Annotated in this window: 16 protein-coding genes and 1 pseudogene; 3 read left to right on the top strand and 14 right to left on the bottom strand. The window is 64.3% G+C overall.

Features of this window, described 5'->3' with window-relative positions; all coding sequences use genetic code 11:
* Nucleotides 1-62: 62 nt before the first annotated feature.
* The gene (locus RCH10_RS11580; protein ID WP_409052459.1) at nt 63-1,580 is read right to left on the bottom strand and encodes an ATP-binding protein; all 1,518 of its coding nucleotides are present in this window, start codon (nt 1,578-1,580) and stop codon (nt 63-65) included.
* Between the two features lie 3 nt (nt 1,581-1,583).
* Nucleotides 1,584-2,387 (bottom strand): alpha/beta fold hydrolase, encoded by an 804-nt coding sequence (locus RCH10_RS11575; protein ID WP_409052458.1) that lies wholly within the window; start codon nt 2,385-2,387, stop codon nt 1,584-1,586.
* A gap of 310 nt (nt 2,388-2,697) precedes the next feature.
* Between RCH10_RS11575 and RCH10_RS11570 the strand changes: the two genes are divergently transcribed.
* A complete protein-coding gene (locus tag RCH10_RS11570; protein WP_409052457.1) occupies nt 2,698-3,432 on the top strand; it encodes a Crp/Fnr family transcriptional regulator in 735 nt (244 codons plus the stop codon).
* Nucleotides 3,433-3,480: 48 nt separating this feature from the next.
* On the opposite strand, the gene RCH10_RS11565 is transcribed toward RCH10_RS11570, so the two are convergent.
* The 3 genes from RCH10_RS11565 to RCH10_RS11555 form a co-directional block, all read right to left on the bottom strand.
* Nucleotides 3,481-5,250, bottom strand: coding sequence for an ATP-binding protein (locus RCH10_RS11565; protein ID WP_409052456.1), 1,770 nt, complete (start codon nt 5,248-5,250; stop codon nt 3,481-3,483).
* Between the two features lie 3 nt (nt 5,251-5,253).
* Nucleotides 5,254-5,958: a hypothetical protein gene (locus RCH10_RS11560; protein ID WP_409052455.1), complete on the bottom strand. Its 705-nt coding sequence runs from the start codon at nt 5,956-5,958 to the stop codon at nt 5,254-5,256.
* A gap of 136 nt (nt 5,959-6,094) precedes the next feature.
* A complete protein-coding gene (locus RCH10_RS11555; RefSeq protein ID WP_409052454.1) occupies nt 6,095-7,123 on the bottom strand; it encodes an alpha/beta hydrolase family protein in 1,029 nt (342 codons plus the stop codon).
* A gap of 467 nt (nt 7,124-7,590) precedes the next feature.
* Here RCH10_RS11555 and RCH10_RS11550 point away from each other — a divergent pair, with 467 nt between their 5' ends.
* Nucleotides 7,591-8,640 (top strand): alpha/beta hydrolase, encoded by a 1,050-nt coding sequence (locus RCH10_RS11550; protein ID WP_409052453.1) that lies wholly within the window; start codon nt 7,591-7,593, stop codon nt 8,638-8,640.
* A gap of 113 nt (nt 8,641-8,753) precedes the next feature.
* A pseudogene (locus RCH10_RS11545) lies at nt 8,754-9,038 on the top strand (IS5/IS1182 family transposase); the annotation flags it as partial.
* 205 nt (nt 9,039-9,243) lie between these two features.
* Here the strand turns inward: RCH10_RS11545 and kdpE are convergent.
* From kdpE to RCH10_RS11500, 9 genes are all read right to left on the bottom strand, one after another.
* Nucleotides 9,244-9,957: a two-component system response regulator KdpE gene (gene kdpE / locus RCH10_RS11540; protein ID WP_409052452.1), complete on the bottom strand. Its 714-nt coding sequence runs from the start codon at nt 9,955-9,957 to the stop codon at nt 9,244-9,246.
* On the bottom strand, nt 9,954-12,749 hold the full coding sequence (locus tag RCH10_RS11535; RefSeq protein ID WP_409052451.1) for a DUF4118 domain-containing protein: 2,796 nt from the start codon (nt 12,747-12,749) through the stop codon (nt 9,954-9,956). Before RCH10_RS11535 ends, kdpE begins: the two co-directional genes overlap by 4 nt.
* 29 nt (nt 12,750-12,778) lie before the next feature.
* A complete protein-coding gene (locus RCH10_RS11530; RefSeq protein WP_409052450.1) occupies nt 12,779-12,928 on the bottom strand; it encodes a hypothetical protein in 150 nt (49 codons plus the stop codon).
* Nucleotides 12,918-13,277: a hypothetical protein gene (locus RCH10_RS11525; protein WP_187054152.1), complete on the bottom strand. Its 360-nt coding sequence runs from the start codon at nt 13,275-13,277 to the stop codon at nt 12,918-12,920. The genes RCH10_RS11530 and RCH10_RS11525 overlap by 11 nt, the downstream gene beginning before the upstream one ends.
* Before the next feature lie 12 nt (nt 13,278-13,289).
* Nucleotides 13,290-13,862, bottom strand: a complete 573-nt coding sequence (kdpC, locus tag RCH10_RS11520; protein WP_409052449.1) for a potassium-transporting ATPase subunit KdpC — start codon at nt 13,860-13,862, stop codon at nt 13,290-13,292.
* A 13-nt stretch (nt 13,863-13,875) separates the two neighbouring features.
* A complete protein-coding gene (kdpB, locus tag RCH10_RS11515; RefSeq protein WP_409052448.1) occupies nt 13,876-15,969 on the bottom strand; it encodes a potassium-transporting ATPase subunit KdpB in 2,094 nt (697 codons plus the stop codon).
* Nucleotides 15,970-15,979: 10 nt separating this feature from the next.
* A complete protein-coding gene (gene kdpA, locus RCH10_RS11510) occupies nt 15,980-17,788 on the bottom strand; it encodes a potassium-transporting ATPase subunit KdpA (RefSeq protein WP_409052447.1) in 1,809 nt (602 codons plus the stop codon).
* A 1-nt stretch (nt 17,789) separates the two neighbouring features.
* The gene (kdpF, locus tag RCH10_RS11505) at nt 17,790-17,888 is read right to left on the bottom strand and encodes a K(+)-transporting ATPase subunit F (protein ID WP_187054148.1); all 99 of its coding nucleotides are present in this window, start codon (nt 17,886-17,888) and stop codon (nt 17,790-17,792) included.
* Nucleotides 17,889-18,134: 246 nt separating this feature from the next.
* Nucleotides 18,135-20,006 carry a TRAP transporter large permease subunit gene (locus RCH10_RS11500; protein ID WP_409052446.1) on the bottom strand — a complete coding sequence of 624 codons (1,872 nt, stop codon included), beginning with the start codon at nt 20,004-20,006 and terminating at the stop codon, nt 18,135-18,137.
* Nucleotides 20,007-20,013 lie beyond the last annotated feature (7 nt).

Here is a 20,013-nt window from a genome sequence, read left to right as displayed (position 1 = left end):
CGTGTCGATGCTCATGGTGGTGCTGGTGCGCGCAGGGTTGTAAGGCAGCGCGACGCACAATTTCAGGAAATACGCGGGAACGTGAAGACGAACTCGGTCCCCTGATCCCGCGAGGACGTGACGGTCACGCCACCGCGGTGCGCCGCCGCGATGGCCTTGACGATATACAGGCCCAGGCCGACGCTGCGTATTCCGCTGTCACCGGGAACACCACGCACCATCGGCTCGAAGAGCGATGCAATCTGCACGTCCGGAATGACGTCGCCAGTGTTGTGCACCCGAAGGCTCGCGGTGACTTGGTCGGTCGACGAACTGACCGTGACGGTTCCACCCGGTGTGCCGTAAGCCATCGCGTTCCCCACCAGATTGCCCACCAGTTGAGCAATGCGGTCCGGGTCTGCGACGACTCGCCCTTCGCCCAGTCGCTGGTGGACGATCTTTCGATCGGGGAAGGCCAGCGCCAGCTCCTCGACGATCGTGGCGATGCAAGCGTGCAGGTCGAAGGGCCTGGGGACGACCGCTATGCCCCGTCCTACGCGCGCCTGGGTGAAGTCGAGCAGCTCTTCGATCAGCCGCTGCGCCCGAGTGGCAGAACTTGTCACGTGCCCCAGCACGCGCACCTTGCCGGGCGCCGTCTCCTCATGCGCAAGCAGCTTGATTCCCATCAGGATGGCAGAGAGCGGATTGCGCAGATCGTGGCTCACGATGCCGACCATCTGCTCGGCAAACAATGCCCGGTCTTCGGCCAGCGCGCGCTGCCGCGTCGGCTCTGTCACGTCGCTCAATATTCCGACGAACTGGATCAAGGCGCCCTCCTGGTCAAAGAAGCCCTGGCCTGACGACACGACCGTGCGCTGGACGCCGTCGACGCCGTTCAGACGGTAGGTGCACTGGTAACCGTCGAGCGTCCTCTCGATGGCATGTGCAAACGCCTCGGCTTCCTTTTCGCGGTCGTGCGGCGCGATGGCGCTGGCGTACATGACATCGGTAACAGCGCGCGGCGCCTCGAACCCGAGCAGGCGGGCGGCTTCGTCTTCATAGCGCCTGCGCCCACTCGCCACATCGACCTCCCAAAGAAACAGGGCACCGATGCGCAGGGCCTGTCGCAATCGGGCCTGGCTGATGGTCAGGTCTTCTTGCGCGCTTCGTTCCTTCAGGACCAGTTCGTCCGCCCGCTTGCGCGCGGAGACCAGCTCGCGTTCGTACTTGTTGCGTTCTTCTGCGACCGCGACGGCTATCTCGTCGTAGCTGCCCGACGTCCCGACGCGACGGATCGCATTCATCATCATCGGTATGGTGCGGCCGTCCTTGTGGCGCACTTCGAACTTGACCTCGGACAGCGACCCCTGCATCTGCAACGTCGGTAGCCAGTGCGTCTGGTGAAAGATCCTGCCCCCCATGGTGAAAAGCTCCTGCAGGCGCTTGAGCCCGACCAGCTCTTCTGCCGGCATGCCCACCCAGGTGCAGAACGTACGGTTCACCTTCAGGATCAGGCCGGTCGTGCTGGTGACGAGCAGCCCGCTGGGGAATTCCTCAAAAAGCTGATCCGCACCCGGCAACGTGGGCAACTGCTCAGGCATTCGTCAACGTCCCAGCGTCGCGAGGAACTCGTCCATCACGTCGGCGCTGGCGCAGGGTGCGCTCAGGTGCGGGCAATGGCCCACGTTCTCGACGACGCGCAGCATGCCGTTGGGCAGTGTGCGTTTCAGATATTCGCCGACCGACAAAGGTGCGATGAGGTCGTCGCTGGACTGCACGACCAGCGTCGGCGCGATCAGCCTCCCCACGTCGGCACGGTTGTCTCCCATGAAGGTCACGCGTGCGAAATGTTTGGCGATGTCGGGGTCGGTGCGGCAAAAGCTGTTGGTCAACTCCTCTCCGAGTTCCGGCTGCGTCGGCGCGCCCATGATGGCGGGTGCCATGCTGCTGGCCCAGCCCAGATAGTTCGACTCCAGCGTGTCGAGCAGCGAGTCGATGTCTTCACGCGAGAAACCGCCCACGTAGTCGCCATCGTTGATGTAGCAAGGCGAAGGCCCGAACATGACGTGCGCAGCAAATTTTTCTGGCTCGCGGATGCCGGCCAGCATGCCCACCATCGCGCTGACCGAATGGCCGACAAAAATCACCGGGCCGGTCGCAAACTGATCGACGATTTCCAGCAGGTCGTCCGCGTAGCCCGACAGCGAGGCGTACTTTTTGGGGTCGTAGGCGGTGACATCGGACCCGCCCGCGCCGACCAGGTCGAACGTGATCGTCTTGAAGCGAGCCGAGTACTGCGGCGCCAGAAAGCGCCACATGTTCTGGTCGCAACCGAACCCATGCGAGAAAACCATGGTGGCCGGGCCATCGCCCAGAATTTTGACGTTGTTGCGGCGTGCGACGTCCATAAGGTCTCCTTCGACCGGTTGAGGCAGCGTTGCAAACGCATCGCTCGGCCGCCAGAAACTATCCCCAGAAATTATCCCCGATCGGCACCTTGCCACAGTCAGCGCGACGCCTTCGTGCAATCACCAAAGGGTGCTGAACGTGTCATCGCGCCGAGCAGCCGCGTCCAGCAGCTGGCTCAGGCTTCGACCGACGCATGAATCGGGCTAATTCCCGACAAGCCAGATTAGCCGCAAGTCGTATTTTCAAGCGTGGTCAGAAGTTTTAACTTCTCCTGAGTTTCAACTTGACCGGCCCACCACCGGAGTCCTCATGGCAATCAAAACGCTCCCCAGCGAGGATCTGAAAGCCAATTTGCTTTTGGCGAAATTGAGTGCAGCAGAGCGCGAGCGCTGGTCTTCCGACCTTGAGTTTGTCGCGTTGCCCCTGGGCCTGGTCCTGGCCGAATCCAACCAGACGATGAAGTTCGTCTACTTCCCGACGACGGCCATCGTGTCCTTGCTGTACGTGATGGACACGGGCGCCTCTGCCGAAGTGGCTGTGGTCGGTAACGAGGGAATTGTCGGAATCTCGCTTTTTATGGGCGGAGGCTCTGCCACGAGCCGGATCGTGGTGCAAAGCGGAGGCCACGGATTTCGATTGCCCGCGAGCGCACTGAAACAGGAGTTCGAGCGCGGCGGGCCGGCCATGCACCTCTTGCTGAGGTACACGCAGGCGCTCATCGCTCAGATGTCGCAAACCGCCGTGTGCAATCGCCATCACTCGCTCGACCAGCAGCTTTGCCGCTGGCTCCTGCTAAGTCTCGACCGGCTGGAAGGCGACCAATTGGTGATGACGCAAGAGCTCATCGGCAACATGCTCGGCGTGCGCCGCGAAGGCGTAACCGAAGCCGCCAACAAGCTCAAGAAAAGCAAACTCATCCGCTATGCGCGCGGCAAGATCACCGTGCTGGACCGGGAAGGACTGGAAGCGCGCACCTGCGAATGCTATGCCGTGGTGAGGCACGAGTACGACCGCCTGTTACCCGCCCTACAGGCTGCGACGTAGCAAAGCCCGGCCCGGGATCTCCACGCCGGGTGCAGCAAGCATCCTTGATCAATGCAGTGCGCCCACAGCTTCTCGCAGTGCGAGGACGGTCGAGACTTTGGCGAGCAAAGTGTCGGCATCGAACGGCTTGATCATTAGCACGACGCCCTGATTCAGTTGTGCCGTGTCGGTCGCGACGTGCGCGGCGTAGCCCGTCATCAGAATGATCTTCATCTCCGGGAAGCGGGACTGGGCGAAGTCTGCAAGCTGCCGGCCATTCGGCCCCGGCAAGCCCACGTCGGAGAGCAACAAGTCCACCGCGATCGAGCCCTCGAGCAGCGCCATGCCGGCGGCGCCGTCGCCAGCTTCCAGCACCTGATAGCCGTGGTCGCGCAGCAGTTCCACGACCATGCGACGCACCACGTTGTCGTCCTCCACCACAAGAATGCAGCGCGCGGCGGTGGACCGTGACGGGGTGGCGACCGGCCCCTCCCCCTTGCGGGTTTCGGCCGATGTGGAACGCGGCAGATAGAGTTGCACGCAGGTGCCAGAGCCCTCGATACTTTCGATGATGACGGTACCCCGAGACTGTCTCGCATAGCCGTAGATCATCGACAGGCCCAACCCGGTCCCCTGCCCCATCGGCTTGGTCGTGAAGAAAGGTTCGAACGCCCTTGCCAGGACGTCGGGCGGCATCCCGATCCCCGTGTCGCGCACGTCGACCTGGACATAGTCGCCGCTGTCCAGACCTTCCGTGAAGCGCGCTTCTGTCGTGCCGATGTGCACGTTGCGTGCGCTGAGGGTGACCTCGCCCCCGTTGGGCAAGGCGTCCCGCGCGTTGATGACGAGGTTGATGATGGCGCTTTCGAACTGGTGCGCATCGGTCATCACGTTCCATACCCCGGCCTCGATACGAATGAAGATCCCGATGTTTTCGCCCGCCGCATTGCGGATGATCTCCTCCAGCCCCAACAGCGTGCCGGCGACTTCGACGTTCTGGTTGGCCAACGGTTGACGACGAGAAAACGCGAGCAGGCGCTGCGTGATCGACGCTGCCCGCCGAGCGGATTCCAGCCCGGCCTGCACATACCGGTCGAGCCCGTCATAGCGCCCGGCCTCGATCCGTTTACGGATCAATTGCAGCGGCATGACGATGCCCTGCAACATGTTGTTGAAGTCGTGCGCGATGCCACCGGTGAGCTGGCCCAGCGCCTCCATCTTCTGCGCCTGCCGGAGCGCGTCTTCCGTACGTTCGAGCGCTTCGGCCTGCTCCATCTCGTCGGTGATGTCACGACCGCTGCAATAAACCAGGCCGTCCTCGGGCACGCCGACCCACGAAATCCATCGGTAGCCACCATCTTTGCACCGGTACCGGTTGGGGAACCGGATGGCGGGCTGCCCGTGCTGGGTCAGGTTGAATCCGCTGCGCGTGCGCTCCACATCGTCCGGATGCAAGAGTTCGAAGATCGACATGCTGGTGACTTCTTGCTCGGTCCAGCCCAGCATCGACTGCCACGCGGGATTGGATGTCTGGAAATAGCCTTCGCTGTTGAGCGCACCCAGCAGATCGGGGCTGGCCTGCCAGGTACGCCCACGCGCCTGCGAACGCTCGATCACCTTGCGCTCGAGCTCGGCATTCAGATCGCTCAGCCGGGCCTCGGCTTCGACCCGGTCTGTGATGTCATACCCGCCCACGAAGATGCCGCTGACCTGGCCCTGAGCATCGCGCATCGGCTCTAACAGGAGGTCGATATAGCGCAAGGTGCTGAGGCCGGTCAGCCGGATCGGCAGGGCTTTGGCGTGGACCGCTTCGCCGGTCGCATAGACGCCATCGAGCATTTCTTAGAAGCCCTGGCCTCCCAGGTCGGGGAGGACATCGCGCACCGTCCTGCCCAGATAGTTTCGCGCGCCGGCGACGGCGATGTACGCGTCGTTGACGTAGCCGTACACATGGGACGCTCCGTTGAGCAAGGCCACGAAGCCCGGCATTTGCTGGAGCAGGTGCTGCAGCCGCCCGCGTTCGTCGACCGCGTTTCGCGCCGCTTGCACCTGCGCCGTCGTTTCCGTGACCGTGTCCAGCAACGCCACGATGCGGCCGCGATCGTCACGCACCGGGCTGTAGCAGAAGGTGAAGTACGCATCTTCAAGATAGCCATGCCGGTCGATGGTGATCATGAAGTTTTCGATGTAGGTCGACTCGCCTCTGAGCGCCTTGTCAGCGATCGGCTCAAGTTGATCCCACGTCTCGTGCCACGTAACCCGCATGGGCTGCCCCAGCGCCTCCGGCTTTTCGCCGAGCATGGGAAGGTAGCCGTTGTTGTAGATGGCCACCAGGTCCGGGCCCCAGAACAAGCACGACGGAAAGTGCGACGACATCATGAGATCGACCGCGACACGCAGCGCGCCCGTCCAGCCTTCGATGGCGCCGAGGGGCGTGCCCGACCAGTCGAAAACGCGCAACCGGGCGCCCATGACACCGCCGCCCGAATCGAAGACAGACGTGCTGGAAGCTGCGAGTAAAGCGGGCGTGGTGAAGTCGGTAGTCATGGCTGGCGAAATTATCTCGTCAGCAGCGATTTCCTTCGTCAGCAGAAAGCCCGAGTTTCCATCCGGTGTGGCCCCTGCGCATCCGCCGCAAGTGCTGAATGAGCTCGACGGACCCTCGCCGTTACGATCGGCCGGATCAGCTGCTAGAACCGACGCCTATCGTCCTGCTGAAAAAGCCCACGACCGCCGTATTGAAGCTGGCGTGAAACGCTGCCCGGTCGAAGCCTGCGGCACTGCTGCAAATGGCGGGCGCGATCGACGCCAGGGCACTGCTGCACTGCACCAGAAAGTCGTAGTGCCCGGCATTGGGAACGACGCGGTAGTCCAGCATCTGCCGCGCGTCCGGCAGCGCGAGCCGCACCGCTTCGGCATACCGCGGGTGCGGGAGGATCAGATCGTTTTCGGCGCGCCATAGCTGCACGGGCACCTTGACGTTCGTGAGCCCGTCCGGAGAAAAAGCGAAGCCGAGCGCGGGTGCGGCTACCACCGCGGCCTTGATGCGAGGGTCGGCCGCACGGGCTGTTGCGGACGTGGGCGGCGCCGTGACATTGCCGCCGCTCTTGGCGATGAGCTGGCATGCGAAGTCGCCGGGGTACTGGCGGCACATCGGCCCGATTGTCGAGAAATCCGGAAGGCCCCCGATGCTCACCAGCGTGGTGAATCCACCCGAAGAAAAGCCGAACATGCCGATGCGCGCCGCATCGATCGTGGCGCGGCCATCCCAGGTCGACAGCATGTGGTCGATCACCCTGCTCATGTGGCGCGGCCGGTCCATCACGTCGGTGCTGCGGCTCTGGTCTGCGTAGTTGTCCCCCGTGTGGGTGACGGCCGCAACGACGAAGCCCGCGTCGGCCAGCGCAATGGCCGTGTCGTAGTGCCCGAGAAACGAGCCGCCGTTTCCATGCGACATCACCACCAGCGGCAGCGTCTTGCCTTGCACCGGGCCGTCGACCGCAACGCTCATCGTCGTGGGCCCCATCGTCACCGGCTGGGTCGTGGCCTCGCTCGGGTACCAGATGCCGATCTCCAATGGTTTGCCATCGGGGTCGGCGGCAAAGCCGCGTTGGAAGCCTGCGGCATGAACGCAGGTGCCGGCGAGCGTGAGTGCGATGGTGGTGCCAATGGCGGCGGCGGCGGAGCGCAGTTTGGAGGTGAACGTATTCATGGTGATGGCCTTCAGTGGAGACGACATCGGCGATTGTCTGGATGGCCTTGCAGACGGTCGCGTGCCTTGCGACGAAGTGCGAATTCGATTCGCCAAGCGCCGGTGGCGGGCGTGGACCGAAGCGGTAAGGCTTGACCGGTCTGTACCGGTTGAATCTTGACCCCCCTGAGGTCAATTTGCGGCCGGCGCCAACACGTCTTTATTGTTAAACAAACGTTAATCATTGCTTAACTAGCGCTCCCGTTGAAAAAGTCCCGGCGGCCCCATAGTCACTGAGTGCCGTCGACGACGGGCGCCGATCTGGCGCCTTCGATACGGCCTAGAAGCGAGTGTTACGGACACGAGCCAATAGAGAAGCCAGTACGAATATCCATCTGCAGATAGCGCGATCTGTTGAAGTCAAACGGTGATGCACAGTTTTCTCCGCGACTGCACGAAATCAATTTTCCCAGAACGAAAGACCTCGCATGAGCACCATAAAGACAATATTTTTGGCCGCTTCGATACTGGCTGCCCAGCATGCTTTTGCAGCCGACATCGCTTCACCACTACAGGTCCCTGCCAAGAGCTTGCCCGTACCGACCGCAGGCATCAGCACCGGCATGCAAGCCTTTATTGCAGCGCCGCTGAACCCAGATTGGGACAAGCTTTGGAAAACCGGTGATGAGGCAAGAAAGTATGCAGATGTCCAGGCCGCTAACGCCGTCAAAGGAATTCCGGGAATGCTTGAACGGCTGCATGTAAAGTCAACGGCGTCAACAGTCGATGGCGTCAAAGTGTTCACCATTACGCCCGATGTAATTCCACCAGAAAACCGCGACAAGGTTCTGATCCACGTGCACGGCGGCTGTTATGTTCTTTTTCCCGGCGAATCCGGTACGACAGAGGCCATCATGATGGCCGGCTTCGGGCACTATAAAGTTATCTCTGTCGACTATCGCATGCCCCCGGAGGCTTATTTCCCCGCTGCGCTAGATGACGCGGTGAACGTTTACAAGGCTGTTTTGAAAAACACGCCTTCAAAGAATGTCGCATTTTTTGGAACGTCGGCCGGTGGCGCATTGACACTCGAAATGGTGTTGAGCGCGCGGGCGCAAGGACTCCCCGTACCGGGCGCCATTGCTCCTGGGACGCCGATGTCTGACGTGACGAAGACCGGCGACAGCTTCTACACCAACGAGAAGGTCGACAATATTCTTGTGTCCCGTGACGGCTTCTGCGATGCCGGGACTCTGATTTACGCCAAAGGCCACGACCTCAAGGATCCGCTGCTCTCTCCAGTCTATGGCGATATGCACGGCTTCCCTCCCGCAATACTGACCACAGGAACGCGCGACCTTCTGTTGAGCAATACCGTTCGGGTCCACCGTGAGCTCCGCAGGGCAGGCGTACCCGCCGATCTGGTCGTCTTTGAGGGGCAATCGCATGCCCAATATCAATTCGACGATCGTGTGCCCGAGACAAAAGAAGCGTTCGACGAGATCGCCAGCTTCTTCGGAAAGCATCTTGGACACTGAACGCAGCTCACGCTAATCTACTGCTCCAGATGAATTAGGGAGACACTGGTTTATTGATTGATACCAGCGTGCAGATGCATGCATGAGAGGACCTGATTTCGAAGGCAACGAGCATGATTCAACTCAGCTTTGCTGGCGCCGAATATGCATTGAAGAAGAAGCGGACGCGCCGCGAGAAGTTTCTCTCCGAGATGGATCGCGTCGTGCCCTGGGCCCGCTTGATTGCCGTGATCGAGCCGCTGTACCCCACCAGTGGACGGGTGGGTCGTCAGCCCATTGGTGTGCTAAGGATGCTGCACACCTATTGCTTGCCGCAGTGGTAAGCGCTGGACGGCGAGGCACTGGAAGATGCCCTGTACTTCAGCCAATCAATGCACGACTTCGTGAGCACCGACCTGTAGCGCGAATCGGGGCCCGACGCCACCACGCGGCTCAAGTTCAGGCGGCGGCAGCTGTGCCAAGGTTGAGCATCCGTTCCATGTAATCAAGCGACTACGCTGCGCAGCAAATGAACTGCAAGGCTCCCCTATCCAGGTGTTTGGAGGCATCGCCATGGCGCTATTCATTCAATCGAAAGCGTCGCGTGCGTTGTGCAGACCACCCCTAAACCACGAGCCGATACCCCACAGCCGTCTCAGTCAACAAATGCCGTGGCTGCGCCGGATCGGCCTCCAGCTTCTGCCGCAGATGTCCCATGTAGATGCGCAGGTAATGGCTCTGGTCGGAATGCGACGGACCCCACACCTCGCGCAGCAATTGCCGCTGCGTGATCACGCGGCCGACGTTCGCGACCAGCACGGTCAGCAGGCGGTATTCGGTGGGCGTCAGATGCACCTCGGCACCCGCGCGTCGGACCAGCCGTGCGGCCCTGTCGACCTCGATCTCGCCGAAGCGAAACAGCGCCTCGGGCTCGTCACTGCCTGCACTCCCCGCACGCGGCCGGCGCAGGTTGGCGCGCACGCGCGCCAGCAGTTCGCCGGTGCCGAAGGGCTTGGTGAGGTAGTCGTCGGCACCGGCGTCGAGTGCGGCGATCTTGTCGGCCTCGTCGGTGCGGGCCGACAGCACGATGATCGGCACGCCCGACCAGCCGCGCACATCGCGGATCAACGTCACGCCGTCGCCGTCGGGCAGGCCGAGGTCGAGCACCAGCAGGTCGGGCTGGCGCGTGCCGGCGGCGGCGAGGCCATCGCGCAGCGTCGCGGCTTCATGCACCAGCCAGCCTTCGGATTCGAGCGCACCGCGCACGAACCGACGAATCTGCGGCTCGTCTTCGATCACGATGGCGGTGGGCTGCAGGGGACGAGGCGTGGTGCTCATGACGATGGCAGTTCGGGCAGTGCTGGCGGCGCACGGCGCGGCAGGGTGACGGTGAATTCTGCGCCGCCACCTTCGGCATCAGTGACCGCATTCATCGCAGCGATGTCACCCCCATGCGCATTCACCACCGCCTTGCAAATCGCCAGGCCCAGCCCCACGCCCGGCGTGGCCGACTCGGCCTGGCCGCGGGTGAACTTGTCGAACAGCGTTTGCTCGTTGCCGTGCAGGGCGGCGGGCAGACCGGGCCCGTGATCGCGCACCGTCAGCACCAGCGAAACGGGCGTGACGGTGGCGCTCACGACCACCGGCTGTGCGCCGTACTTGACCGCGTTCTCCAGCAGGTTGGCCAGCACGCGCTCGATCAGCACCGCATCGAATTCGACCAGCGGCAGGTCGGGCGCCAGCGCGGTTTGCACCGGCCAGTCGCCGAGTGCGGGTCGTGCCGCCCGAATGGCCGAGCCGATCACCTCTTCGACCGACTGCCAATCGCGCCGCAAATTGACGGCGCCACCACCGCTCTCCAGCCGCGCCATGTCCAGCAGGTTATTGACCAACGCATGCAGCTGGCGCGCCTGCGCGACGATGGCGCGGGCAGCCTCGGCATGCTGGTCGGGTGGCAAGGTTTGCAGCGACTCGGCCAGCGCGATCAATGCGGTCAGTGGGGTGCGGACGTCGTGCGAAATGGCGCCGAGCAAGGCGTTGCGCAGGCGCTCGGATTCCATCTCGACCACCGCCCCCTGCGCGACCTCGACATAGTGCACGCGCTCCAGCGCGATCGCGATCTGCCGCGCCAGCGTGGCGAGCTGTTGCGCCTGCTCGGGGATGAGCAGCCAGCGCGGTCGCGCGGGTTCGAGCGCGAGCACGCCGCGCACCCGCATCGGCGCCTTCAGCGGCACGTAGTGCCAGGGCTGCGCGGCCAGCGTGGCGGTCGCAAGGCCAGCCGGCTGGCCTTGCCGAAACGCCCAGTCGGCCACGCTCGCGTCGAAGCCGGGCGGCGGCGCCAGCGGGCGCACCAGCTGGTCGGTCGCGTCGGTTACCAACACGAGAGCCCGACCGCCGAAATGGCGTTGCACCGCAGCGGCGCCGAGCGCCACCACCTGCGTGCTTTCCAGCGCGGCCGACAGTTCGCGCGTGAGCTCGAACAGCGACTGCGCGCGCCGCTCGCGGCTGGTCGACACGCCCACTGCGAAGCGCAAGCCCGCGGTCAACTGGCCGATCAGCAAGCCAACGCCCAGCATCACCGCGAAGGTCACGACGTACTGCACGTCGCTGACCGCGAAGGAATGCCGTGGCGGCACGAAGAAGTAGTCGAACGCCGCCACGTTGAGCAGCGCCGCCAAGGCTGAAGGGCCGCGACCGAAGCGCATCGCGATGCCCACCACGCCCAGCAGAAAAAGCATGACGATGTTGGTCAGTTCCAGCACGCCGAGCAGCGGCGTCGCGACCAGGGTGATCGCCACACTGCTCGCCGCTGCCAGCGCATAGCCGGGCCATTGGGCGCGCGGCCGGTCGGCATCGTCGTCGTCATCGGCCGCGTGGTTGCTGTTGCTGCCATCGTCGCGGTCGCCGTTCCCAGCGCGGTGGCCGAGGCCGAGGGGGGCGCAGGCCAGTCGGCGGGTGCTGTCGGCACGCCCGACTTCGACGATGTCGAGCGCTGGCGCCTGCTCGGCCAATGAAAGCGCCAGCGCGGGCTGAAGCCACATGCGCGACACCAGGAGGCGCCATCCTGTCGCGGCCTCGGGTCGGCCAATGACCATCGTGGCGCAGTTGAGCCGCTGCGCTTCAGCCGTCAGCTGTTGCGCGATGTCGGCGCCGGTGAGCACCGCGGTTGCAGCGCCCAGTTCTTCGGCCAGCTTGAGCACCGCGAGGATGCGGTCGCGCTGCGCCGCGTCGAGCCGTTGCAGCCGCGGTGTTTCGACATACGCGGCGTGCCAGCGCACGTTGAGCTGGCCGGCCAGTCGCGCGGCGGTGCGCACGGTTTGCGCAGAGCCTTCGTGCGGACCGACGCAGGCGAGGATGGCGCCCGAGGTGTTCCACGCCTGCAGCGCGGTCGCACCGGACTGCTCCACGCGCCAGCCGCGCATGTCGTCTTCGACGTGCTCGGCGGTGCGTCGCAACGCGATCTCGCGCAGCGCGATCAGGTTGCCCTTGCGAAAGAAGTTCTTCGCCGCGCGCTCGGCCTGCTGGGGCAAATAGACCTTGCCGGCTGCCAGTCGTGCGGTGAGCTCGTCGGGCGTGACGTCGACCAGCACCACCTCGTCGGCTTCGTCGAGCACGGTGTCGGGCACGGTCTCGTGCACGCGCACGCCGGTGATGGCGCCGACCGTGCCGTTCAGGCTTTCCAGGTGCTGCACGTTGAGGGCGGACCAGACCTCGATGCCGGCGGCCAGCAGCTCCTGCACGTCTTGCCAGCGCTTGGCATGGCGCGACCCGGGCGCGTTGGTGTGGGCCAGTTCGTCGACCAGCAACACCGCGGGCTTGCGCTCCAGCGCGGCGTCGAGGTCAAACTCGGGCAGCGTGCGGTCGCGGTACGGCAACTGCCGCAACGGCAACGTGTCGAGCCCGACCAGCAGCGCCGCGGTCTCGCTGCGACCATGCGTTTCGACCACGCCGATCATCACGTCGCGGCCCGCCGTGCGCTCGCGTTGCGCGGCGCTCAGCATCGCCCAGGTCTTGCCGACACCGGCACTCGCGCCGAAGTAGATGCGCAGCTTGCCGCGCTTGGCGCGCGCCTCGTCGTTGCGCATCTGCGCGATCAATGCGTCGGGGTCGGGGCGGGTGTGGTCTTGCATGAATCCGGGGTGGGCAGGGAGCGGGCAGGTTAGCGCATCGACTCGTCCTTGCGCTTCGGATGCCTGTGCCGCCTTGCGGTGCGCGACAGCACGAACCACGCGAACAACAACGGCACCATCAACGCCGCCAGGGCCAGCAGCCCGTGCCAGAGGTCCTGCACCAAGGTGCTATCGGCCATCGCGCAACCCGCAGCGCGCGAGGTGCTCGCGCCAGCTCACCAAGCGACCGATTTCACCGGAAGGCACGCACTCGATCAACCGGTGCAGCAGCTCGGTGTAGCGGGTGATCGGCAAGCGAATCATCAAGCGCACGCGGGGCGCAACGCTCTCTTGCGTGCCGTCGTCGTGCAGCAGCGGCTCGCACCGGACCACGCCGGTGTCGTCGACCTGCGCGACGTTACGCCGTACGCAGGCGGCATCTGCGCAGGCGACGGTCACGTCGAGCACGCAGAACGCGGTCGCGTTGCGGGGCGTGGCATGCGAGATTCGCGGGACACCATTGTTCTCTCGATAAGCGGCATAGGCCATGACAGGTGCTCCTCACTTGGCGGCGTCGATCGCCATGTTAAGTGCCAGCACGTTGACGCGCGCCTCGCCCAAAAAGCCCCACAGCGCGCCTTCGGTGTGCGAGGCGACCAGTTGCTCGACTTGCGCCGGTTGCAGGCCGCGCTCACGTGCCACGCGGGCCGCCTGGTAGCTCGCGGCAGCCGGGCTGATGTGTGGGTCGAGCCCGCTGGCCGATGCGGTCACCAGATCGACCGGCACCGGCGCGGTATTGCCAGGATCGGCAGCACGCAGGGCTTCGACGCGACCCTTGACCGCGTCGACCAGCGCCGGGTTGAGCGGGCCCTGGTTGGCGCCGCCCGAAGCCGCGCCGTTGTAGGCCATCGGCGAGGTGGCCGACGGGCGTCCCCAGAAGTGCTTGGGGTCGCTGAAGTTCTGACCGATGAGCGTCGAGCCGATGACCACGCCGTCGCGTTCGACGATGCTGCCCGCCGCCTGCACCGGGAACACCGCCTTGACGGCGCCGGTCACGACCAGCGGATAGAGCAGCCCGGTGAGAGCGGTGAGCAAGACGAACAGAACCAGCGCGGGACGAAGAATGTTTTTCATGACGATGAGTCCGTTAAACGAGATGCACGGCGACGAGGATCCAGTCGATCAGCTTGATGCCGACGAAGGGCACGATGAGGCCGCCGAGGCCATAGATCGCGAGGTTGCGGCGCAGCAGCGCAGCAGCGCCGACGGGCCGGTAGCGCACGCCCTTGAGCGCCAGCGGGATCAGGAAGACGATGACCAGCGCGTTGAAGATCACCGCCGACAGGATGGCCGACGACGGGCTGGCGAGCCGCATCACGTTGAGCGCACCGAGCTGCGGATAGGTCGACACGAAGATCGCCGGGATGATGGCGAAGTACTTCGCCACGTCGTTCGCAATGGAGAACGTGGTGAGCGAGCCGCGCGTCATCAGCAAGGCCTTGCCGGTCTCCACCACTTCGAGCAGCTTGGTCGGATTGGAGTCGAGGTCGACCATGTTGGCGGCCTCTTTCGCGGCCTGCGTGCCGCTGCCCATCGCCACCGCCACGTCGGCTTGCGCCAGTGCCGGTGCATCGTTGGTGCCGTCGCCGGTCATCGCGACCAGCCGGCCGTCGGCTTGGTACTGGCGGATGAGCGCGAGCTTGTCTTCCGGCGTGGCCTCGGCCAGAAAGTCGTCGACGCCGGCTTCGGCTGCGATGGCAGCCGCGGTGAGCTTGTTGTCGCCGGTGATCATCACCGTCTTGATGCCCATGCGGCGCAGCTCGGCAAAGCGCTCCTTGATGCCGGTCTTGACGATGTCCTTCAGCTCGACGATGCCCAGCACATGGTTGCCTTCGGACACGGCCAGCGGCGTGCTGCCACGACGCGACACTTCTTCGGATGCGCGCAGCACATCGGGCGGCATCGTGCCGCCGAGCGCTTCCACGTACTTCTGCACCGCGTGCACCGCGCCCTTGCGCATGGCGATGGTGTCGACGTCGAGACTGTTGGCCGCGGCCGGCAGGTCGGCGCCGCTCATGCGCGTTTGCGCGGTAAAGGGCACGAAGGTCGCGCCTTCGACGCCGGCATCGGACACGTTCTGACGGCGTGCCAGCTCGACGATGCTGCGGCCTTCGGGCGTGTCGTCGGCCAGCGAGGCGACGACTGCGGCGCGGGCCAGCCGCTCGGGCCGGACACCGGCTGCCGGCAGGAAAGCGCTGGCCTGGCGGTTGCCGTGCGTGATGGTGCCGGTCTTGTCGAGCAACAGCACGTCGACGTCGCCGGCGGCCTCTACCGCGCGGCCCGAAGTGGCGATGACGTTGGCTTGCATCATCCGGCTCATGCCGGCCACGCCGACCGCCGACAGCAGGCCGCCGATGGTCGTCGGGATCAGGCACACCAGCAGCGCGACCAACGCGGTGAGCGACACCACCGTGCCGGTACCGGCCGCGGCCACGCTGAACACCGAGTACGGCAGCAGCGTGACGGTGACCATCAGGAACACCAGCGTGAGCGCCACCAGCAGGATGGTGAGGGCGACCTCGTTCGGCGTCTTCTGACGCTTGGCAGCCTCAACCATGCCGATCATGCGGTCGAGAAACGACTCGCCGGGGTTGACCGAGATGCGCACCACCAGCCAGTCGGACAGCACGCGTGTGCCACCGGTCACGGCCGAGAAGTCGCCGCCCGATTCGCGCACCACGGGTGCCGATTCGCCGGTGATGGCGCTTTCGTCGACCGAGGCCACTCCTTCGATGACTTCACCATCGAGCGGCACCACGTCGCCGCTCTCGATGAGCACGACGTCACCCTTGCGCAGGTTGGGCGCCTGCTCGGGCAGGAAGGCCGCGCCGTAGTGCGGCTGCTGCAGCTTCTTGGCCCAGGTGTCCTTGCGCAAACCGCGCAAGGAAGCGGCTTGCGCCTTGCTGCGGCCTTCGGCCAACGCTTCGGCGAAGTTGGCGAAGAGCACGGTGAACCAGAGCCAGATCGACACGGCCAGAACGAACGCCGGCGGCATGCCGGTGTCACCCGGAAATGTCAGCGCATGCAGCCAGAGCAGCGTCGTCAGGATGCTGCCGATGTAGACGATGAACATCACCGGGTTGCGCCATTGCACGCGCGGACTCAGCTTGGTGACGGAGGACCACAGTGCGGGCTTGAGAAGCGCACCGTCGAACAGGGAGAGGGAAGTAGAAGTCTTCATTTCAGTACGCTCATTTCGTCGCATAGAGCATGAGGTGCTCGACCATCGGCCCAAGCGCGAGCGCAGGCACGTAGTTGAGCAAGCCGACCAGCAGCACGGTACCGATCAGCAAAGTCACGAACAGCGGCCCGTGCGTGGGCATGGTTCCGGCGGTCACCGGCAGACGCTTCTTGGCAGCGAGGGCACCCGCGATGGCGAGCACCGGCACGATCACGCCGAAGCGGCCGAACCACATCGCGACCGCGAGCAGCCCGTTGTAGAAAGGCGTGTTGGCCGAAAGCCCGGCAAAGGCGCTGCCGTTGTTGTTGCCCGCCGATGTCAGCGCGTACAGGATTTCCGAGAAACCGTGCGCGCCAGGGTTGGCGATGCCGGCCTTGCCGTCCCCCGCGATGACCGCGATGGCGGTGCCTGCGAGCACCAGCATCGGCGTGACCAGAATGGCGATCGAGGTGAGCTTCATCTCGTGCGCCTCGATCTTCTTGCCGAGGTATTCAGGCGTGCGACCGATCATCAGGCCGGCGATGAACACTGCGAGGATCGCGAAGATCAGCATGCTGTACAGGCCGGTGCCGACGCCGCCGAAGACGACTTCACCGAGCTGCATCATCACCATCGGCACCATGCCGCCGAGCGGCGTAAGCGAGTCGTGCATCGCGTTGACAGCACCGCAAGATGCGGCTGTGGTGATGACGGCGAAGAGGGACGACGCATCGATGCCGAAGCGCGTTTCCTTGCCTTCCATGTTGCCGCCGACCTGCATCGCACTCGATGCCTGGTCGACACCGAGCGACGTCAGCAACGGGTTGCCCGCATGCTCGGCCGGCAGCATGACCAGCACGCCGATGACGAACAACACCGTCATCGTCGCGAGCACGGCGAAGCCCTGGCGCCGGTCGCCCACGACGCGGCCGAAGGTGAAGCACAGACCCGCCGGGATCAGGAAGATCGCCAGCATCTCCACGAGGTTGGAAAGCGCCGTCGGGTTCTCGTAGGGGTGCGCCGAGTTGGCGTTGAAGAAGCCGCCACCGTTGGTGCCGAGCATCTTGATGGCTTCTTGCGAAGCGACCGGACCCATGGCGAGCGTTTGCGTGGTGGTCTTGGCGTCTTCGAGCACCGGAGCGCCAGCGGCGTCCTTGACGGGCTGACCGCCGGCGTCGAGCTTGGGCTGTTGGTAAGCTTGTGCTTCGATCGTCGTCGCGGTCTTGTAAGCGTCGAAGTTCTGGATGACGCCTTGGCCCGCGAGCACCATTGCGATGACGAACGAGATCGGCAGCAACAGCCAAACGGTGATGCGCGTCAGGTCGACCCAGAAGTTACCGACCAGGCCCTTGCCGTCGGTGCGCCGCGCCGCGAAGCCGCGTGCCAACGCAAACGCGACGGCGATGCCGGTGGCCGCCGACAGAAAGTTCTGCACCGTGAGGCCGAGCATCTGCGTGAGATAGCTCATGGTTGACTCGCCGGCGTAGCCCTGCCAGTTGGTGTTGCTCACGAAGCTGACCGCCGTGTTGAACGACGAATCCGGTGACACCTCTGCCATGCCGGCCGGGTTCAACGGCAGCACGGCCTGCAGGCGCTGCAAGCCGTAGACGAAGATCGCGCCGAGAGTGTTGAAAGCAACCAGCGCCAGCGCATAGGTGCGCCAGTGCATCGACTGGTCAGGCGACGTACCCGCCACCGCGTACAACGGCGCTTCGACGCGCTGCATCCAGCGCGGCAAGCGGCTGTCGCACATCGCGGCCATGAAGCGGCCGAGCGGCCAAGCCAGCACGCCCAGTAAAACGAGAAAGACCACCAGCAGGGTCCATGCGGAGGTGGTCATGTCAAAACTCCTCTGCGCGGATCAGGGCGTAGACAAGATAGGCGAACAACGCGATCGCGATGAATCCGCCGAAGCCGTAAAGCACTTCGAGACTGATCATTTGCGCGCTCCCTGTTCACCCTTGGCGGATTGCAGCTTGTGCAACCCGTTCACCATGCCGACCATTCCCAGCCAGAACACGGCGAGGGCGGCAATCCATACGAAGTCCATTCAGTCACTCCTGTTTCGAGACATGGCGGTCAGTCTCGGCAGGGGCACATAAAAACGGGGAATGGAGTCGGCCAGGGGCCGTAAAAAAAGCGTAAAAACCCGGCGCTTCGAGGGCGGGCGCCGGGTCGCCCGTGCGTTACAGGAATGCCGTGGAGAACCAGGGAACGGCCGCGATGACCACGACGCCGATGACCAGCGCGACGATATACCCGACCAACGGCCGAAGTCCTTCTTGCGGATCGATCCTGCTCACGGCGCACGCAGAGTAGTAGCCCACACCGAATGGCGGAGCGAACAATCCGATGCCCATCGCCAGGATGACCACCATGGCGTAGTGCACCTCGTGAAGCCCCACTTGCTGGGCAATCGGAAACAGCAGTGGCCCGAAAAGCACGATGGCGGGAATGCCTTCGAGCACGCTGCCGAGAACGATGAAACCGACAATGGACGCGGCCAGGAACGTCCACTTGCCGCCGGGGAGCGCCATCGCCGCCTCGGCAAGACTGGTGGAGAAACCCGATTGCGTCAGCGCCCACGCCATGCCGGTGGCCGCGCCGATGATCAACAGGATCGCGCCGGAAAGCGCAGCCGTGTCGAGCAGCATGGGCTTGAGCCGATTCCAGTCGAACTCTTTGTAGATCAACAGGCCGACGGCCATCGAATAGACGATGCCGATCGTCGAAACTTCAGTGGCGGTGGCGATGCCCTCGACGACGGAAAACCGGATGACGAAGGGCAACGCGATGGCAGGCGAGGCTGCAAGGAGGTGCTTCGCGATCTGCGCCTTGGTGCTGCGGGAGATATGCCGAAGGTCTTCGTGACGGTGTCGATGCCAGACGACCACGCAAAGCAGCAGGCCGACCACCACAGCCGGCAGCATGCCACCCGCGAACAACGCGGTAATCGAGACGCCGGTGACGGAGCCGACCGTGATCAACACCAGGCTCGGCGGAATGGTCTCGGTCTGTGCGCCCGTCGCAGAAAGCAGCGCCACCAACTCACCCGGCTTCGACCCGCGTTTGCGCATCTCCGGAAAGAGCGCGGGGGCGATGGCCGCCATGTCGGCCACCTTGGATCCTGAAATTCCTGACACAAGGTACATGGCGCCGACCAGCACGTAAGAGAGTCCGCCCTTGACATGCCCGATCATCGAAGCAAGGCAACCGATGAGGCGTCGCGCCATGCCGGTCGCCTCGATCAGCAGCCCGAGAAAAACGAACATGGGCACCGCCAGCAGGATCAGATGCGACAGGCCTTCGCCCATGCGCCCCACCAGCACTGCCAGCGGTGTCGTGGTGGTCAACGCCAGATAGCTCAACGTGGCGAGTCCGAACGAGAACGCGATGGGCACGCCGGCGAACACGCATCCCGCGATCATGAAGACAAAGAAGATCACCAGGTTGACGTTACCCAGAGATCCGAACAGCGGCTTGGCCAGGATGAGGGCCGCAGCGCACACACCGATCAGCACCAGCGAAGTCAGGATCACCCTCCATTCAGCGACGACGGCAAGTCGAAGCAACCCCGCGAGCAACATCAGGAACATGCCGACCGGCAACGCCGCTGCCCGCCATGAACTCGACAACTCCAGGCCGGGCATCATCATGAATTGCTCGTCTGCCGCGTACTCGTAGGCCGGAACCAGAATGCAGCCGAGAAAGACGATGGCCGCGATGATGGCCACCGTCTCGAGCAGCGTACGGGTGCCTGGCGATGCGTTGTTGACGAAGGTCGACATTCGCATGTGCTCGCCGCGCCGCAACGCGATCACGGCGCCCAGCATCGCCAGCCAGATGAACATCATCTGAGCGAGTTCGTCCGACCAGATCAACGGCGCATGAAAAACATAGCGCGCCACGATGCCGGCAAACAGGATGCAGATCTCGCCAATGAGCAACAGCGCTGCGACGTTCTCGATGACGCTGAAAAAAGCTTGATCCAGCCGGGCCGCCAGGGGCCGCAGCGGCGGTCGCGCAACAAACTCCGGGGACAAGACCTGGGTGTTCATGTCCTGC

Origin of the sequence: Variovorax sp. GrIS 2.14 (assembly GCF_046115955.1) — a bacterium.
Classification (GTDB): Bacteria; Pseudomonadota; Gammaproteobacteria; order Burkholderiales; family Burkholderiaceae_C; genus Variovorax.
Note: the sequence above shows the minus strand (reverse complement) of the source record. Positions and strands in the feature narration are given on the sequence as shown.

Bases quoted from the DNA above. Each gene is read 5' to 3' on its own strand.
- RCH10_RS11530 (WP_409052450.1), bottom strand. From the start codon at position 12,928: ATGGCCGATAGCACCTTGGTGCAGGACCTCTGGCACGGGCTGCTGGCC.
- RCH10_RS11575 (WP_409052458.1), bottom strand. From the start codon at position 2,387: ATGGACGTCGCACGCCGCAACAACGTCAAAATTCTGGGCGATGGCCCG.
- kdpF (WP_187054148.1), bottom strand. From the start codon at position 17,888: ATGATCAGTCTCGAAGTGCTTTACGGCTTCGGCGGATTCATCGCGATC.
- kdpE (WP_409052452.1), bottom strand. From the start codon at position 9,957: ATGAGCACCACGCCTCGTCCCCTGCAGCCCACCGCCATCGTGATCGAA.
- kdpA (WP_409052447.1), bottom strand. From the start codon at position 17,788: ATGACCACCTCCGCATGGACCCTGCTGGTGGTCTTTCTCGTTTTACTG.
- RCH10_RS11525 (WP_187054152.1), bottom strand. From the start codon at position 13,277: ATGGCCTATGCCGCTTATCGAGAGAACAATGGTGTCCCGCGAATCTCG.
- RCH10_RS11550 (WP_409052453.1), top strand. From the start codon at position 7,591: ATGAGCACCATAAAGACAATATTTTTGGCCGCTTCGATACTGGCTGCC.
- RCH10_RS11565 (WP_409052456.1), bottom strand. From the start codon at position 5,250: ATGCTCGATGGCGTCTATGCGACCGGCGAAGCGGTCCACGCCAAAGCC.
- RCH10_RS11580 (WP_409052459.1), bottom strand. From the start codon at position 1,580: ATGCCTGAGCAGTTGCCCACGTTGCCGGGTGCGGATCAGCTTTTTGAG.
- RCH10_RS11555 (WP_409052454.1), bottom strand. From the start codon at position 7,123: ATGAATACGTTCACCTCCAAACTGCGCTCCGCCGCCGCCGCCATTGGC.
- kdpB (WP_409052448.1), bottom strand. From the start codon at position 15,969: ATGAAGACTTCTACTTCCCTCTCCCTGTTCGACGGTGCGCTTCTCAAG.
- kdpC (WP_409052449.1), bottom strand. From the start codon at position 13,862: ATGAAAAACATTCTTCGTCCCGCGCTGGTTCTGTTCGTCTTGCTCACC.
- RCH10_RS11560 (WP_409052455.1), bottom strand. From the start codon at position 5,958: ATGACTACCGACTTCACCACGCCCGCTTTACTCGCAGCTTCCAGCACG.
- RCH10_RS11500 (WP_409052446.1), bottom strand. From the start codon at position 20,006: ATGAACACCCAGGTCTTGTCCCCGGAGTTTGTTGCGCGACCGCCGCTG.
- RCH10_RS11570 (WP_409052457.1), top strand. From the start codon at position 2,698: ATGGCAATCAAAACGCTCCCCAGCGAGGATCTGAAAGCCAATTTGCTT.
- RCH10_RS11535 (WP_409052451.1), bottom strand. From the start codon at position 12,749: ATGCAAGACCACACCCGCCCCGACCCCGACGCATTGATCGCGCAGATG.